We start from the raw sequence: 15,114 nt of genomic DNA, 5'->3' as shown, positions 1-15,114 counted from the left end.
CCATGGAGGGAACATGCGTCCTCTTCGTATTCTCGTGGCGGCGGCCATCGCCGCCTCGGGTGTACTGCTCGCCTCCTCCCCGGCCCACGCGGCCGGGGTGACGGCGACCTTCACCAAGACCTCAAGCTGGGGCTCGGCCTTCGAAGGCAAGTACACGATCAAGAACGACAGCGGCGCCGCCCTGAGCAGCTGGAAGGTCGAGTTCGACCTGCCCGCGGGCGGCACCGTCAGCTCCGCCTGGGACGCCAGCCTGACCAAGAGCGGTACCCACTTCACGCTCAGCAACGTCGGCTGGAACGGCAGCCTCCCGGCCGGGAGCAGCGTGAGCTTCGGCTTCATCGCCTCCCCCGGTGACGCGACCCCGACCGGCTGCAAGGTCAACGGCGCCGACTGCGGCGGCGGCAGCACCGAGACCGCCCCCGGCAAGCCCGGCGCGGTGACGGCCACCGGCGGCTCCAAGAGCGTGTCCCTGTCGTGGGGCACGGCGTCCGGCACGGTGACCGGTTACCGCGTCTACGAGGGTTCCACGGTGAAGGCGACCGTGACCGGCACCTCGGTGACGATCTCCGGCCTGGGTGACTGTGAGGCGCACACCTACACCGTCGCGGCCTACAACGGCGCGGGCGAGGGTGCCAAGACCGACCCGGTCAGCGCGACCACCACCGGCTGCACCACCGGCACCCCCGGCGCCCCGGCCAACGTGACCGTGAGCGGCACCACCGACACCTCCATCTCGCTGTCGTGGGGCGCTTCCTCGGGCACGGTGACGGGCTACCGCGTTTACGAGGGCTCCACGGTGAAGGCGACCGTGACCGGCACCTCGGCGACGGTCTCCAACCTGGGCACCTGTGAGCCGCACACCTACACGGTCAAGGCCTACAACTCTCAGGGCGAGTCGGCCGCCAGCGCCGCCGTCACCGGCACCACCACGGGCTGCACCAACCCGAACCCGGCCAAGATGCCCGGCGCGCCGTACCTCTACATGGGCTGGGGCAACCCGCCCAGCGTCACCACCGTCATGAACGCCACCGGCATCAAGTCCTTCACGATGGCCTTCATCCTCGCCCAGAACGGGTGCAACCCGGCCTGGGACGGGCAGCGTCCGCTGACCGGTGGCGCCGACCAGGCCGCGATCAACGCGGTCAAGGCCGCGGGCGGCAACGTCCAGATCTCCTTCGGTGGCTGGAGCGGTAACAAGCTCGGCCCGAACTGCTCGACCCCGCAGGCCTTCGCCGGCGCCGTGCAGAAGGTCATCGACGCGGTCGGCCCGGCCGTGGTCGACTTCGACATCGAGAACACCGACGAGTTCGAGAACTACACCGTCCAGGACCGCATCCTCAACGGTCTCAAGATCGTCAAGGCCGCCAACCCGAACGTCAAGATCGTCGTGACCTTCGGCACCGCGACCACCGGCCCGACCAGCCACGGCATCCGCCTGATCAACCAGGCCAAGGCGCTGGCCGTGCCGATCGACAACTACACGATCATGCCGTTCGACTTCAACGGCGGCGCGAACATGTACCAGAGCACGGTCAACGCGGCCGAGGGCCTGAAGAACGCGCTGAAGTCCGCCAACGGCTGGACCGACGCGCAGGCCTACGCTCACATGGGCATCTCCGGCATGAACGGTCTGTCCGACCAGCAGGAGGTGACCAGCCCGGCGACCTGGCAGCAGATCACCGACTACGCCAAGTCCAAGGGTCTGACCCGCCTGGCCTTCTGGTCGACCAACCGTGACCGCCCCTGCCCCGGCGGCGGCGTCCAGGAGACCTGCAGCGGCGTCGCGCAGGCCGACTGGGAGTTCACCAAGATCACCGCCGGCTTCTAGCCGGTACGGCCCGCGGCCCCGTGCACCGGGCCGCGGGCCGTACCCCCATGACACCCCATGACACCCCCCACACCCCCCAGAAGTCCCATGAGGCAGGTCATGAACCAACGATCAACACGAGTGCGGCTGTCGACGCTCGCCGTCGCCGCGGCGCTCGCCTGCGGAGCGACACTGCTTGTCAACGCGCCCGCCCAGGCGGACACCGCGACCTTCACCAAGGCATCGGAGTGGTCGGGCGGTTACACCGGCCAGATCACCGTGAAGAACACCGGTACCACCACGCTCAACGGTTGGACGGTGGTCCTGGACCTGCCCTCGGGCACCGGGGTCGGCTCCTACTGGGACTCGCTCATGACGCAGTCCGGGAGCAAGTACACCTTCAAGAACCGTGACTACAACGGCACGCTCGCGCCCGGCGCGACCGCCACCTTCGGCTGGGTCTCCACCGGCACCGGCTCGCCGACCGGCTGCACGCTCAACGGCAACCCCTGCGACGGCGGTTCCACCCCCACGCCGACGCCGACCGTCACGCCCACCGTGACCCCCACGGTGACCCCGACGGTCACGCCCACCGTGACCCCGACGGTGACTCCCACCGTGACTCCGACGGTCCAGCCCGGCGGGAACCTGTGGATGGCCCCCTACGTCGACATGGGCGCCTGGCCGACGCCGGTCCTGTCCGACATGGTGACGGCCTCCGGGGTCAAGAACTACACCCTCGCCTTCATCGGCGCCGGGACCTGCAAGGCCACCTGGTTCGGCGCCTTCGACCCGCGCTCCGGGTGGGCCAAGGACCAGATCGACGCCATCAGGGCGGCCGGCGGTGACGTGAAGATCTCCTTCGGCGGCGCCAGCGGCGTCGAGCTCGCCCAGGCCTGCACCGACGTCACCGCGCTCTACAACGAGTACAAGATGGTCGTCGACACCTACGGCCTGAAGTACATCGACCTGGACATCGAGGGCGCGGCCACCCAGGACACCGCCTCCGTCAACCGCAGGTCGCAGGCGCTGGCCAAGCTCCAGCAGACCTACCCCAACCTCAAGATCTCGCTGACCCTGCCGGTGCTGCCCGAGGGCCTCGTCGAGAGCGGCATCAACGTGGTCAAGTCGGCCAGGGACGCCGGGGTCAACCTCGACCTGGTCAACGTCATGGCCATGGACTACTACCGTGACGCCGACTACGGTGACGCGGCCATCCAGGCGGCCAACAGCACGTTCAACCAGCTCAAGACCCTCTACCCGGCCAAGAACGACGCCCAGCTGTGGAGAATGCTCGGCGTCACCCCGATGCTCGGCAAGAACGACGACGGCAGGGTCTTCGACCAGGCCGACGCCCGCCAGCTCGTCGCCTTCGCCAAGTCCAAGCACCTGGGGATGCTCTCGTACTGGGAGGGCACGCGGGACCGCAACGCCTGCAACGGCCCCCTGTACAAGTGCACCAACATCCCCCAGACGCCCTACGAGTTCGCCAAGATCTTCGTCGGGTACAACGGATGAACCTCAGGAGGCTCGCCGCGGTGGCCGCACTGGCGGTGGGGGGCACGATGCTCGCCGCCACGCCGGCCCACGCCGCCAACATCGCCACCAACCCCGGCTTCGAGAACGGCCTGACCGGCTGGACCTGCTCGGGGACCTCGGGGGCCACAGCGGTCTCCTCGCCGGTGCACGGCGGGTCCAAGGCCCTGCAGGCCACGCCGCAGGGCACCGACACCGCGCGCTGCCAGCAGACGGTCAGCGTCAAGCCGTCCTCGTCCTACTCGCTGTCGGGCTGGGTGCGCGGCGGCTACGTGTTCCTCGGCGTGACCGGCACCGGCACGACCGACCAGAACACCTGGACGTCCTCACCGTCGGCCTACTCCCAGCTGACCCGGACCTTCACCACCGGCGCGTCCACCAAGTCCGTGACGATCTACGTCAACAGCTGGTACGGCCAGGGCGCCTACCAGGCCGACGACATCGTCCTGGACGGCCCTCCCGGTGACGACACCCCGCCCCCGGACACCGTCCCGCCGACCGTCCCCGGCAACCTGGCCGTCGGCGGCGCCACCAACAGCACGCTCAGCCTGAGTTGGTCGGCCTCGACCGACAACTCCGGCAAGGTCGACCGCTACGAGGTGTCGCGGGACAACGGGACGCCGGTCAGCGTCGGCGCGAACCTGAGCCACACCGCGACCGGCCTGACCGCCAGCACCACCTACGGCTTCCGGGTCCGCGCCTGTGACGGCTCGGACAACTGCTCCGCCTACACCTCCGTGGTGAACGGCACCACCACCGGCGGCCCCGACACCACCCCGCCGAGCGTGCCGGCCGGCCTGACCGTGGGCGGTCCCACGGCCAACTCGCTGAACCTGGCGTGGTCGGCCTCGACCGACGACTCGGGCAAGGTCGACCGTTACGAGGTCTCCAGGGACAACGGGGCCCCGGTCAGCGCGGGGGCGAACCTGAGCCACACCGCGACCGGCCTGACCGCCAACACCACCTACGGCTTCCGGGTCAGGGCGTGCGACGGATCGAACAACTGCTCCGCGTACGGTCCCTCGGTCAGCGGCAAGACCAGCGACGACACCCTCCCTCCGACCGGTGAGATCCGCTACGCGCCCTACATCGACATCACGATGCCGACGCCCTCCCTGGTCAGCGCGTCCAACGCCACCGGGGTGAAGAACTACACCCTGGCCTTCGCCCTCGGCGACAGCACCGGTTGCAACCCGGCCTGGGGCGGCACCATCCCGATCGACGAGCCGCGCATCATCAACGACGTCAAGGCGCTCCAGGCGAAGGGCGGCCAGGTCATCGTGGCCACCGGTGGCGCCCAGGGTCCCTACCTTGAGCACACCTGCGGCACCTCCGCCGCGCTGCTCACCGCCTACAAGAAGGTGCTCGACACCGTCGGCACCAACCACCTCGACGTCGACGTCGAGGCCTCCATCGACGTCAACAAGGTCAACACCGCGCTGAAGCAGCTCCAGACCGAGCGCGGCACCGTGATCAGCTACACGCTGCGCATCCAGGGCGCGGACTACGGCCTCGACCCGTTCTCCGTGTCGATCCTGCAGGACGCCGCCGCCAAGGGTCTCAACCTCATCGTCAACCCGATGCTGATGGACTTCGGCTACAGCGGCAACTGGGGCGCCGCGCTGATCAGCGCCGCCCAGGCGACCCTCAACCAGATGAAGGGCGTCTGGCCCGCCAAGACCGACGCGCAGCTCAAGAAGATGCTCGGTCTCACCCCGATGATCGGCAAGAACGACACCGGATCGACCACCACCCAGGCGGACGCGCGCTCGCTGCTCAACTGGGCCAACAGCAACCACGTGGCCTACATCGGCTTCTGGTCGGCCGGCCGTGACAACGGCGGCTGCCCCAACGGTCAGGTATCGCCCACCTGCAGCGGCATCTCACAGTCGCCGTGGGAGTTCACCACAATCTTCAAGGGATTCACCGGATGAACCTCAGGAAGCTCGCCACGGCGGCCGCACTGGCGATCGGCGGCACGATGCTCGCCGCGACGCCCGCCAGCGCCGCCAACATCGCGAACAACCCCGGCTTCGAGGACGGCCTGTCCGGCTGGACCTGCACGGCCTCCTCCGGCGCGACGGCGGTCTCCTCGCCGGTGCACGGCGGGTCCAAGGCCCTGCAGGCCACGCCGCAGGGCGCCGACACCGCGCGCTGCCAGCAGACGGTCCCCGTCAAGCCGTCCTCCTCCTACACCCTGTCCGGCTGGGTGCGCGGCGGCTACGTGTTCCTCGGCGTGACCGGCACGGGCACGACCGACCAGAGCACGTGGACGTCCTCGCCGTCGGCCTACTCCCAGCTGACCCGGACCTTCACCACCGGCGCCTCGACCAACTCGGTGACGGTCTACGTCAACGGCTGGTACGGCCAGGGCGCCTACCAGGCCGACGACATCGTCCTGGACGGCCCTCCCGGAGCCGGGGCGCCCGCCGTTCCCACAAACGTGACCGGCAGCAGCACCCCCAGCACCGCCACGCTGAAGTGGTCCGCCTCCGAGGGGGCCACCAGCTACAACGTCTACCGTGACGGCAACAAGGTCGGCTCGGCCACGACGACCACCTACACCGACCTGGGCGCCCCGGCGGGCTCCCACGTCTACCAGGTGACCGCGGTCAACGCCGTGGGCGAGTCGGCCAAGTCGGCGTCGGTCACGCTGGTGGTCGGCAACGACACCCCGCAGGTGCCCGCCACCCCCACCGGCCTGACCGGTACGGGCAGCGTGACCACCGCCACGCTGAAGTGGAACGCCTCAGAGGGCGCCACGAGCTACAACGTCTACCGCGACGGCGCCAAGGTCGGCTCGGCCACGACGACCACCTACGCGGACAGCCCCCAGCCCGGTAACCACAACTACCAGGTGAGCGCGGTCAACTCGGCCGGCGAGTCGGCCAGGTCCGCCACGGTCTCGGTCACGGTCGGCAACGACACCCCGCCGCCGCCCGCAACCCCGACCGGCCTGACCGCCACGGCCAACGGCGGCACCGTGACGCTGAGCTGGAGCCCGGCCTCGGGCAACCCGACCGGCTACAACGTCTACCGGGGCAACACCAAGGTCGGCACGACGACGACCACGGGCTTCAGCGAGACCCTTCCGGCGGGCACCTACGCCTACCGGGTCAGCGCCTTCAACCCCGCCGGTGAGTCGAGCAAGTCCGGCGAGGTCTCGGTCACGGTCGGCGACAGCCCGCCGCCCGGGAACAAGGTGCTGGTCGGCTACCTGCACGCCTCCTTCGCCAACGGCTCCGGCTACGTGCGGATGGCCGACGTGCCCAAGGAGTGGAACTTCATCAACCTCTCCTTCGGCGAGCCGACCTCGGTGACCTCCGGTGACATCCGCTTCGTGCGCTGCCCGGTCGCCGAGTGCCCCAGCGTGGAGTCCGACGCCGACTTCATCGCGGCGATCAAGGCCAAGCAGGCCCAGGGCAAGAAGGTGCTGATCTCGATCGGCGGCCAGAACGGCCAGGTCCAGCTCACCACGACGGCCGCGCGTGACAAGTTCGTCGAGTCGGTCAGCGCCATCATCGACAAGTACGGCCTCGACGGCCTCGACGTCGACTTCGAGGGCCACTCGCTCTACCTCAACGCCGGTGACACCAACCTCGCGTCCCCGACCACCCCGGTCGTGGTCAACCTGATCTCCGCGCTGAAGACCCTCAAGGCCAAGTACGGCGCCAACTTCGTGCTGACCATGGCCCCGGAGACGTTCTTCGTCCAGCTCGGCTACCAGTTCTACGGTCCCGGCGCGAGCGGCTCCGCCGACCCGCGGGCCGGGTCCTACCTGCCGGTCATCCACGCGCTGCGTAACGACCTGACCCTGCTGCACGTCCAGGACTACAACTCCGGGCCGATCACCGGTCTTGACAACCAGTACCACACGATGGGCAACGCCGACTTCCACGTCGCGATGACCGACATGCTGCTGGCGGGCTTCCCGATCGCGGGCAACCCGAACAACGTCTTCCCCGCCCTGCGCCCCGAGCAGGTCGCCATCGGCCTGCCCGCCGCGCAGTACGCGGGCAACGGCTACACCTCGGTGGCCGAGGTCCAGAAGGCCTTCGACTGCCTGAGCAAGGGCACCAACTGCGGCTCCTACAAGCCGAAGGGTGTCTACCGTGGCCTGCGGGGTCTGATGACCTGGTCGATCAACTGGGACAAGTACAACAACTTCGAGTTCTCCCGCAACCACAGGGCCTACCTTGACGCCCTGAGTTGACAGGCCCCTCGCCGCCGGGGGAGACGGACCCCCGGCGGTGAGGTCTCCATCGCCGGAGGAGGAGACGGACCTCCGACGGCGAGGTGTACATCGTCACCGAGGGAGACGGACCCTCGGAGGCGAGGTGTTCATCGCCGCCGGGGGAGACGGACCCCCGGCGGCGAGGTTCCCATCGGCGCCGGGGGAGACGGACCTCCGGCGCCGATTGTCTTTGCCGGTCCCCGTGTCTCCGCCCCAGGACATCACCCCAGGGACTCCCCCAGGAGTCCGCGCAGGACTCCACCCAAGGACTTCGCCCCAAGGAGTGAGCAAGTGACGAGACTACGCATCATGGCGTCCATCGCCGCGGCCGCGGTGACAGGCGCCCTGGCGGTCGTCCTCCCGGCGGCCTCCGCCTCAACGACCGCCTCAACGACCGCCTCAACGACCGCAACCACCTCCACCGCGGTCGCCGCCGCCTGCGCGGACCCCTGGAACTCCTCGAAGGTCTACACGGGCGGCAACACCGCCTCCTACAACGGCCACAACTGGTCGGCCAAGTGGTGGACCCAGAACGAGACGCCGGGCGTCGCCATCGTGTGGGCGGACCAGGGGGTGTGCGGGAACGGCACGCCGACCCCCACGCCGACCCCGACCGTCCCGACCTGTGACCACCCCGACTGGGTCGCGGGCAGGAACTACGTCACCGGTGACATCGTCAGGTACACCAACGGCCGTTACTACCAGGCAACCCACGACAACCCGGGCTACGACCCCGTGATCAGCACGTGGTACTGGTCGCCGTACGTCTGCCGCCCCTCCGGCACGCCGACCCCCACGCCCACCCCGACGTCGACGACGCCGAACCCGGGCGGCTTCGTGGTCAGCGAGGCGCAGTTCAACCAGATGTTCCCGAGCCGCAACCCCTTCTACACCTACAACGGCCTGGTCAACGCGCTGAGCGCCTACCCGGCGTTCGCGGGCACCGGCAGTGACACGGTCAGGAAGCAGGAGGCGGCGGCGTTCCTGGCCAACGTCAGCCACGAGACCGGCGGCCTGGTCTACGTCGTCGAGCAGAACACCTCGAACTACCCGCACTACTGCGACGCCAGCCAGCCGTACGGCTGCCCCGCCGGCCAGGCCGCCTACTACGGCCGGGGCCCGATCCAGCTGAGCTGGAACTTCAACTACAAGGCCGCCGGCGACGCCCTGGGCATCGACCTGCTGCGCAACCCCAACCTGGTGCAGAACGACCCGGCCGTGGCCTGGAAGACCGGCATCTGGTACTGGATGACCCAGAACGGCCCCGGCACGATGACCCCGCACAACGCGATGGTCAACGGCGCCGGGTTCGGTGAGACGATCCGCAGCATCAACGGCGCCCTGGAGTGCAACGGAGGCAACCCCTCCCAGGTGCAGAGCAGGATCAACAGCTACCAGAGGTTCACTCAGATCCTCGGTGTGACTCCGGGCGGCAACCTTAGCTGCTGAGTTTCCGCCCGGCGGACGGATTCCGGCCAAGGTCGCAGGCCGGAATCCGTCCATCTTTCCTTTCGCGGGTCGCACCCCTTGTGAGTGATCCATCACAGATGGTTACCATTTGTGATGTCGGGGGTGCGCATGCCGAACGAACTTCGCCGGGGCCAGGTCGTCAACCTGGTGCTCGCAACGACCGCTTTCGCCATCACCTTCTGGGCGTGGAACCTGATAGGGCCCCTCGCCGGGAGCTACACCAGGCAGCTCGGCCTGTCGCCGCCCCAGACCTCCCTGCTGGTCGCGATCCCGGTGCTGGTCGGCTCGCTCGGCCGCATCCCGGTCGGCGTGCTCACCGACAAGCTCGGCGGGCGGCTCATGTTCGCCGTCGTGTGCTTCGTGACCATCGTCCCGGTGCTCGGGGTCGGCTGGTCCGACTCCTACGGCTGGTTGCTGCTGTGGGGCTTCCTGCTCGGCCTCGGCGGCACCTCCTTCGCCGTCGGCATCCCGTTCGTCAACGCCTGGTACCGGCCGGAACGGCGCGGCTTCGCCACCGGGGTCTTCGGCATGGGCATGGGCGGCACCGCCGTCTCGGCGTTCCTGACGCCCCGCCTGGTCGAGTGGCTCGGCAGGGCCCAGACCCACGTGCTGATGGCCGTGCTGCTGGCCGTGATGGGCGTCGTGATGCTGCTGGTCAGCCGGGACTCACCCGAATGGCGATCCGCGACGGCGCCCGCGCTGCCCCGGATGCGCGAGGCCGTCAGGATCAAGGCGACCTGGCAGTGCGCGTTCCTCTACGCCGTCTGCTTCGGCGGTTTCGTCGCCTTCTCGACCTACCTGCCCACCCTGCTGCAGGTCGTCTACGGCTTCACCCAGACCGGAGCGGGCCTGCGCGACGCGGGGTTCTCGATGGCCGCGGTCCTCGCCAGGCCGGTCGGCGGCGCGCTGTCCGACCGGATCGGCGCGACCAGGGTGCTGCTGGTCTCGTTCGCCGGGACCGCGATCATGGCGGTCGTGCTGGCCTTCGAACCGCCCGCCGAGATCCCCGCCGGACTGTGCTTCGTGCTGACGGCCCTGTTCCTCGGCCTCGGCACGGGTGGCGTCTTCGCCCTGGTCGCCAAACTCGTCGAGCCGTCCAGGGTGGGAACGGTCACCGGCCTGGTCGGCGCGGCGGGTGGTCTCGGCGGCTACTTCCCGCCACTGGTCATGGGAGTGGTCTACTCCGTGGCCCACGCCTACACGATCGGCTATCTCCTGCTCGCCCTGACGGCGCTGGGCGCGCTGCTCTACACCAGGAAGGCCTTCACCTCCGCCGCGCCGACCGGCGACGGGCCGGCACCCCGATGAGCACGCCGACGACCGGCATCACGAGCAGGGCCGGCCACAGCGGCCAGGTCACGCCGAAGACCATCCAGCGGATCCTGACGGGCACCCGGTTCTGCGCGACGAAGCCCACCCCGAGCACAGCAGGGCCGGCGCCACCCACACCCTCCTGGGCGGTTCGGCGATCCACTTGCCGAACGACCAGGACTCACCCCCAGGGGCTACCATTTGTAACGATTGTAGAGCTTTGAGTGATGTAAGCTGAGAGACAGGTCTCGTTTTCGAGACCGAGTGGGCGTGAGGCGACCGGTTCCGGCAGGCTGTTACCGTCATGGACTACGCAATTCTCACGGGGTTTGTCCTCGTCACAGGTGTCGTGCTGGCTCTGGTCGCCCAGTGGCGAGATTGGCGCCCGTCTCCCGTCCTCGTGCTCGTGGTGGGCATCGTGTTCCGGGTGCTCATCATGGTCCTGGCCGCGATGAGCAGATGGCAGCCGGTCGACTTCATGGAGAGCTTCAAGCCTGCGGGCGAGGCGATCCTCAGACGTCAGGACCCCGTGATCGGCAGTGAGGGCGGCTGGCACTTCCTGCCCACCATCCCCTACGTGTACGGCCTGCTGCTATGGCTGGGCATCCCGTGGGAGATCGGCGGCAGGCTCGTCACCGTGGTCGCCGACATCGCGCTGATCCCGCTCGTCGGCAAGCTCGCGGGCGGCGGCAAGGCCTCCCTGCGCGCCTTCCAGTACGCCTGCAACCCGCTGGCCATCCTCGTCGCCTCGATCCACGGACAGGTCGAACCCGTCGCCCTGCTGTTCGGTGTCGCCGCCTTCGTGGTCGCCCGCGGCCCCGGCGACCCCGAGCGCCCCGGCCTCAGGATCGACGTGTTCGCCCTGGCGCGCGAACGCGTCGCCGCCCTCGGGCTGGGCGGAGCCGTACGGAGCCTCACCGCGCCGGGCGGCGCGCTCGCCCCCGGTGGTTCGGTGCGTACGGCGCTCGCCCCCCGCGACGGCGACTCGGCCGTCATGCGCAGGGCGATCATCGCCGGCCTGCTGATGGGACTGGCCCTGTGCGCGAAGAGCTGGCCGATCTGGCTGATCCCCGGGATGCTCCTGCTGCTGCCGACCTTCCGTTCCCGGCTGGCCGCGTTCGTGGCGACGGCCGTACCACCGATCTTCTTCCTGGCCACCCTGCCCGTCTTCGCCGGAACCTCGCTGGATCAGCTTCCCGAGGTCATCCGCGTCATGGGAGACGTCAGGCCGATCGTCGGTGAGTGGGGTTACAGCGCCATCCTCGTCGGTGGCGACTGGACCCTCCACTCCGGGATCGCGACCTTCGGCACCCGGCTGATCTACCTCACCATGCTGGTCGTGGCCTTCCTCTGGCGCCGGGCCGACCCGATCGACCTCACCACCGCCCTGCTGCTCGCCTTCATGGTCACCACGCCCAGGCTCGGCGCGCAGTACCTGCTGTGGTTCATGCCGTTCCTGGTCGCCCGCCCGACCCGCTTCGCCTGGCCGGCCATCATCGGCGTGTCCCTCTGGGCGGGCTGCGGCTACCTCTACCTGACCCAGTTCGACACCGACACCTGGTGGGCCATGCACTCGATCTGGTCCCGCGCCTCCATCGTCCTGCTGCCGATCCTGGTCATGGCCATGCCCTGGGCGCGCCGCGTCTCCAAGGCCTCGGATCCCCTGTCTCCCACGGCCCCGGCCGCAGCCTGAACGGGAAACACCCCCATGGACGAATATCTGGCGCGGATCGGCGCCGCCCGCCCTCCGCGCCCGGACGCCGAGGCTCTCGGCGAACTGCACCTGCGCCACCTGCGGACGGTGCCGTTCGAGAACCTGAGCATCCACCTCGGCGAACCCGTCACGCTCAGCGAACAGGCCCTGATCGACAAGATCGTCGGCCGCCGCAGGGGCGGCTTCTGCTACGAGCTCAACGGTGCCTTCGCCGTACTGCTCCGCTCGCTGGGCTACCGGGTGACCATGCTGGCGGCCAGGGTCTTCTCCGGAGGTTCGCTCGGCCCGCCCTTCGACCACATGGCGCTACGCGTCGACACCCCGGAGCCGTGGCTCGTCGACGTCGGGTTCGGCAGGTTCGTCAACCGTCCCCTCCGGCTCGACCTGCGCACCGACCAGGCTGACCAGGGCGGGGTCTTCCGGCTGGTCGAGGCAGAGGAGGGGGACATCGACGTGTTGCAGAACGGCGTGCCCCAATATCGCCTGGAACGGCGGCCACGCGTCCTGGCCGACTACGAGGCGACCTGCTGGTGGCAGCAGACCTCACCCAAGTCCCACTTCACCCGTTCGCTCGTGTGCTCCCTCCTCACCGAGGACGGGCGTCTCACGCTCAACGACAGGCAGCTCGTCCGCACCGTGGGGGACGAGCGCGAGGAGACCACCCTGACCACCGACGCCGAGATCCTGGCCGCCTACCGCGACCATTTCGGTATCAGGCTGGACGCTCCGCCCACACCGCCCGGAGAACGGGTCACCGGCTGAGCAGCCCGCCCAGGGACACCCCGGCCAGCCGCCTGACCTCGTTGGCCATGTGGGACTGGTCGGCGTACCCACTGGCCAGCGCGACCTCGGCCAGCGCCGTCCCGCGCCTGGCCAGCCGCAACGCCCGCTGGAAACGCACCACCCGCTGCAGCGTCTTCGGCCCGTACCCGAAGGCGCGCAGCGACCGCCGATGCAGCTGCCGCTCCCCGAGACCGAGCTCCCAAGCCGCCTGGGCGACGGTCCTGCCCGTCCGCAGCGCCTCGGCGATGGCCGGCGCCGCCGGATCGGGCTCAGGAACCTCGCGCAACCGTACGGCCAGCGTCTCCTGCATGGTGCGGAGCGTCAGGTCCGGCAACACCCCCAGCTCGTCGAGCGGCACCCTGGCGTCACGCAGCGCCTCGACCGGAACGCCGAACACCTCGCCCACCGAGCCAGGCCGGAAACGGACCCCCGTGTAACGGTCACCCCGGCGCATCCGCACCGGCATCGGCCCGGTGTCCGGCCCGGCGACGTGCGGGCCGTCCGGCCCCCAGATCAGGTCGACACAGCCGTCGGGAACCACAAGCTGCGTGGCCGCCGAGACGGCGAGGCTCGTCCAGACACAGGTCACCCGCCCGGCGATCGCCGGATCCGGGGCCCACTCGCGGTACATGCCTCCAGGCTAGGACGGCCTCGCGGGTTTTCGGTCCCGGCCGTCCTCGACGACTTTCCCCGAGATGAGCGCCGCGACCCACCGCCCCTCGGGGTCGCTGTCCACCAGCAGGGCGCGGGCCAGCAGGCTCAGCGGAATGGCGAGCAACGCTCCGAGCGGGCCCAGCACGAACGCCCACAGCAGCAGGGACATCATGGTCACCGTCGTGGACAGGCCGACCGCGTCCCCGAGGAATTTGGGCTGGACGAGTGACTGGACCACGAAGTTGATCGCGATGTAGCAGACGATCACCAGGACCATGGTCTTGGGACCGCCCTGCAGCAGGCCGAGGAGCGCCGGCGGGATCAAGCCGATGACGAAGCCGACGTTGGGGACGTAGTTGGTGAACAGCGCCAGCACACCCCACAGAATCGGAAGCGGGACATCGAGCACCCACAGCGCGATGACGTCCAACACCGAGCAGACAAGCCCGAAGACCGTGGAGACGACCAGATAACGGCGGGTGTTGTGCGCGAAGTGGCCGAGCGCCGTGACGAGTTCGGAGTGTTCCCGAGCCAGGCGGGACGACAGGACGGAGGAGATGGCCCGGGCGTCCAGGCACATCGCCAGCACCACGATGACGATGATCACCAGGCTGGAGAAGACCCCCAGCAGTCCGGAGGCGAAGCCGCTGATGATCCCGAAGACCTTTCCCGGGTCGAGGGTTCTGATCACTTGGTTCACCTGCTGGTTGCCGATGCCCAGTCGCGCCGCGAACTGCTGTACCTGGACGACGAACTGGTCGAACTGCTGCCCGTAGGTGGAGGCGAGGGTCGTCAGCTGCGCGGCGGAGAGAGCGAGGACCGCGACCATGCTCAACAGCAGGAGCAGTACGAGAGCCAGGGGAGCCGCGACGAGCGTCCAGCCGGGCGCGCCCCGCCTTTCCAGTCTTGCCCTGACAGGGGCGACCGCCAGAACGAGCACCAGTGCGAGCAGAACGGGCCCGATGATCGACCCGGCTTCCCGTACTCCGGCAAGTGTGACCACCGCGCCCGCCGCGCAGAGCAGCACGACGAGAGCCCGGGGAATCCGTCTTTGCTCCGTCATATTGGATCTCTACCCATATGGGAAGAGAAGCGGCCTTGTGGGGTGGTCTTTGATGCGTTCCCTGTTTTGATCACCGCGCCGATCACCTCTTCGACCGCCGGGTGATCGTCGATTTGACGGCGACGGAGGCCTTACATAGAGTTCACAGGCCCGAGGGGGTCGGCGAAGATCGCCAAGGCCTCGGGACCCCTTCCAATGATCCACTTTCCCTGCATGACGCATGCGTCGCGCAGGGTGCCGGTTCGACAAGGCCCGGATGTTGGAGTAAGTTGGAAGGGTTGCTCCGGAGACGGGGCGGTCTGAAATTCCTCGGACAGGCTTTATCGAAGAAAATGCGATCCGGTCGGATCGGTTTGACACGAAAAAGCGGGTCTGAAAGAATAAAGACACAACGAAATGAACGAAACGAAACGCCCCGGAATTCCGGCCGGTAAAACGGTTCGGGGGGGACGGTGAACGCGTCCGTTTCTTGAGAACTCAACAGTGTGCTAAAAGCCAGTGCATGAAGCACAAACCCGTCCTAACGCACGACATGGCGACAT

At 68.7% G+C, this 15,114-nt stretch carries 11 protein-coding genes; 8 read left to right on the top strand and 3 right to left on the bottom strand.

Going from position 1 to position 15,114, the window contains the following annotated elements; genetic code table 11:
- Window positions 1-13 precede the first annotated feature (13 nt).
- The 6 genes from ABZ463_RS16825 to ABZ463_RS16800 all read left to right on the top strand — a co-directional run bounded on the left by ABZ463_RS16825 (window position 14) and on the right by ABZ463_RS16800 (window position 10,355).
- The gene (locus ABZ463_RS16825; protein WP_362776878.1) at window positions 14-1,828 is read left to right on the top strand and encodes a cellulose binding domain-containing protein; all 1,815 of its coding nucleotides are present in this window, start codon (window positions 14-16) and stop codon (window positions 1,826-1,828) included.
- Window positions 1,829-1,927: 99 nt separating this feature from the next.
- On the top strand, window positions 1,928-3,325 hold the full coding sequence (locus ABZ463_RS16820; protein ID WP_352009479.1) for a cellulose binding domain-containing protein: 1,398 nt from the start codon (window positions 1,928-1,930) through the stop codon (window positions 3,323-3,325).
- Complete coding sequence (locus tag ABZ463_RS16815) at window positions 3,322-5,277, top strand: fibronectin type III domain-containing protein (protein WP_362776874.1); 1,956 nt, start codon at window positions 3,322-3,324, stop codon at window positions 5,275-5,277. Before ABZ463_RS16820 ends, ABZ463_RS16815 begins: the two co-directional genes overlap by 4 nt.
- Window positions 5,274-7,556: a glycosyl hydrolase family 18 protein gene (locus ABZ463_RS16810; RefSeq protein WP_362776871.1), complete on the top strand. Its 2,283-nt coding sequence runs from the start codon at window positions 5,274-5,276 to the stop codon at window positions 7,554-7,556. Before ABZ463_RS16815 ends, ABZ463_RS16810 begins: the two co-directional genes overlap by 4 nt.
- Window positions 7,557-7,868: 312 nt before the next feature.
- Window positions 7,869-9,026: a glycoside hydrolase family 19 protein gene (locus ABZ463_RS16805; RefSeq protein WP_362776869.1), complete on the top strand. Its 1,158-nt coding sequence runs from the start codon at window positions 7,869-7,871 to the stop codon at window positions 9,024-9,026.
- A gap of 129 nt (window positions 9,027-9,155) precedes the next feature.
- The gene (locus ABZ463_RS16800) at window positions 9,156-10,355 is read left to right on the top strand and encodes an MFS transporter (protein ID WP_362776867.1); all 1,200 of its coding nucleotides are present in this window, start codon (window positions 9,156-9,158) and stop codon (window positions 10,353-10,355) included.
- Here the strand turns inward: ABZ463_RS16800 and ABZ463_RS16795 are convergent.
- Window positions 10,312-10,521, bottom strand: a complete 210-nt coding sequence (locus ABZ463_RS16795; RefSeq protein WP_362776865.1) for a DUF1049 domain-containing protein — start codon at window positions 10,519-10,521, stop codon at window positions 10,312-10,314. The genes ABZ463_RS16800 and ABZ463_RS16795 overlap by 44 nt on opposite strands.
- Before the next feature lie 141 nt (window positions 10,522-10,662).
- Here ABZ463_RS16795 and ABZ463_RS16790 point away from each other — a divergent pair, with 141 nt between their 5' ends.
- A complete protein-coding gene (locus ABZ463_RS16790; protein WP_362776863.1) occupies window positions 10,663-12,051 on the top strand; it encodes a hypothetical protein in 1,389 nt (462 codons plus the stop codon).
- A 15-nt stretch (window positions 12,052-12,066) separates the two neighbouring features.
- Window positions 12,067-12,834 (top strand): arylamine N-acetyltransferase, encoded by a 768-nt coding sequence (locus ABZ463_RS16785; RefSeq protein WP_352009472.1) that lies wholly within the window; start codon window positions 12,067-12,069, stop codon window positions 12,832-12,834.
- Here the strand turns inward: ABZ463_RS16785 and ABZ463_RS16780 are convergent.
- Together ABZ463_RS16780 and ABZ463_RS16775 are read right to left on the bottom strand one after the other, a co-directional pair.
- The gene (locus ABZ463_RS16780) at window positions 12,824-13,486 is read right to left on the bottom strand and encodes a helix-turn-helix transcriptional regulator (protein WP_362776860.1); all 663 of its coding nucleotides are present in this window, start codon (window positions 13,484-13,486) and stop codon (window positions 12,824-12,826) included. The genes ABZ463_RS16785 and ABZ463_RS16780 overlap by 11 nt on opposite strands.
- 9 nt (window positions 13,487-13,495) lie before the next feature.
- A complete protein-coding gene (locus ABZ463_RS16775) occupies window positions 13,496-14,572 on the bottom strand; it encodes an AI-2E family transporter (protein ID WP_352009470.1) in 1,077 nt (358 codons plus the stop codon).
- Window positions 14,573-15,114: the final 542 nt, after the last annotated feature.

Source organism: Streptosporangium sp. NPDC020145, from assembly GCF_040631275.1.
GTDB lineage: Bacteria > Actinomycetota > Actinomycetes > Streptosporangiales > Streptosporangiaceae > Streptosporangium.
This window is presented reverse-complemented; position numbering and strand designations above follow the sequence as displayed.

Coding starts and splice junctions, on each gene's coding strand:
- ABZ463_RS16825 (WP_362776878.1), top strand. CDS start 14: ATGCGTCCTCTTCGTATTCTCGTGGCGGCGGCCATCGCCGCCTCGGGT.
- ABZ463_RS16820 (WP_352009479.1), top strand. CDS start 1,928: ATGAACCAACGATCAACACGAGTGCGGCTGTCGACGCTCGCCGTCGCC.
- ABZ463_RS16815 (WP_362776874.1), top strand. CDS start 3,322: ATGAACCTCAGGAGGCTCGCCGCGGTGGCCGCACTGGCGGTGGGGGGC.
- ABZ463_RS16810 (WP_362776871.1), top strand. CDS start 5,274: ATGAACCTCAGGAAGCTCGCCACGGCGGCCGCACTGGCGATCGGCGGC.
- ABZ463_RS16800 (WP_362776867.1), top strand. CDS start 9,156: ATGCCGAACGAACTTCGCCGGGGCCAGGTCGTCAACCTGGTGCTCGCA.
- ABZ463_RS16790 (WP_362776863.1), top strand. CDS start 10,663: ATGGACTACGCAATTCTCACGGGGTTTGTCCTCGTCACAGGTGTCGTG.
- ABZ463_RS16785 (WP_352009472.1), top strand. CDS start 12,067: ATGGACGAATATCTGGCGCGGATCGGCGCCGCCCGCCCTCCGCGCCCG.
- ABZ463_RS16780 (WP_362776860.1), bottom strand. CDS start 13,486: ATGTACCGCGAGTGGGCCCCGGATCCGGCGATCGCCGGGCGGGTGACC.
- ABZ463_RS16775 (WP_352009470.1), bottom strand. CDS start 14,572: ATGACGGAGCAAAGACGGATTCCCCGGGCTCTCGTCGTGCTGCTCTGC.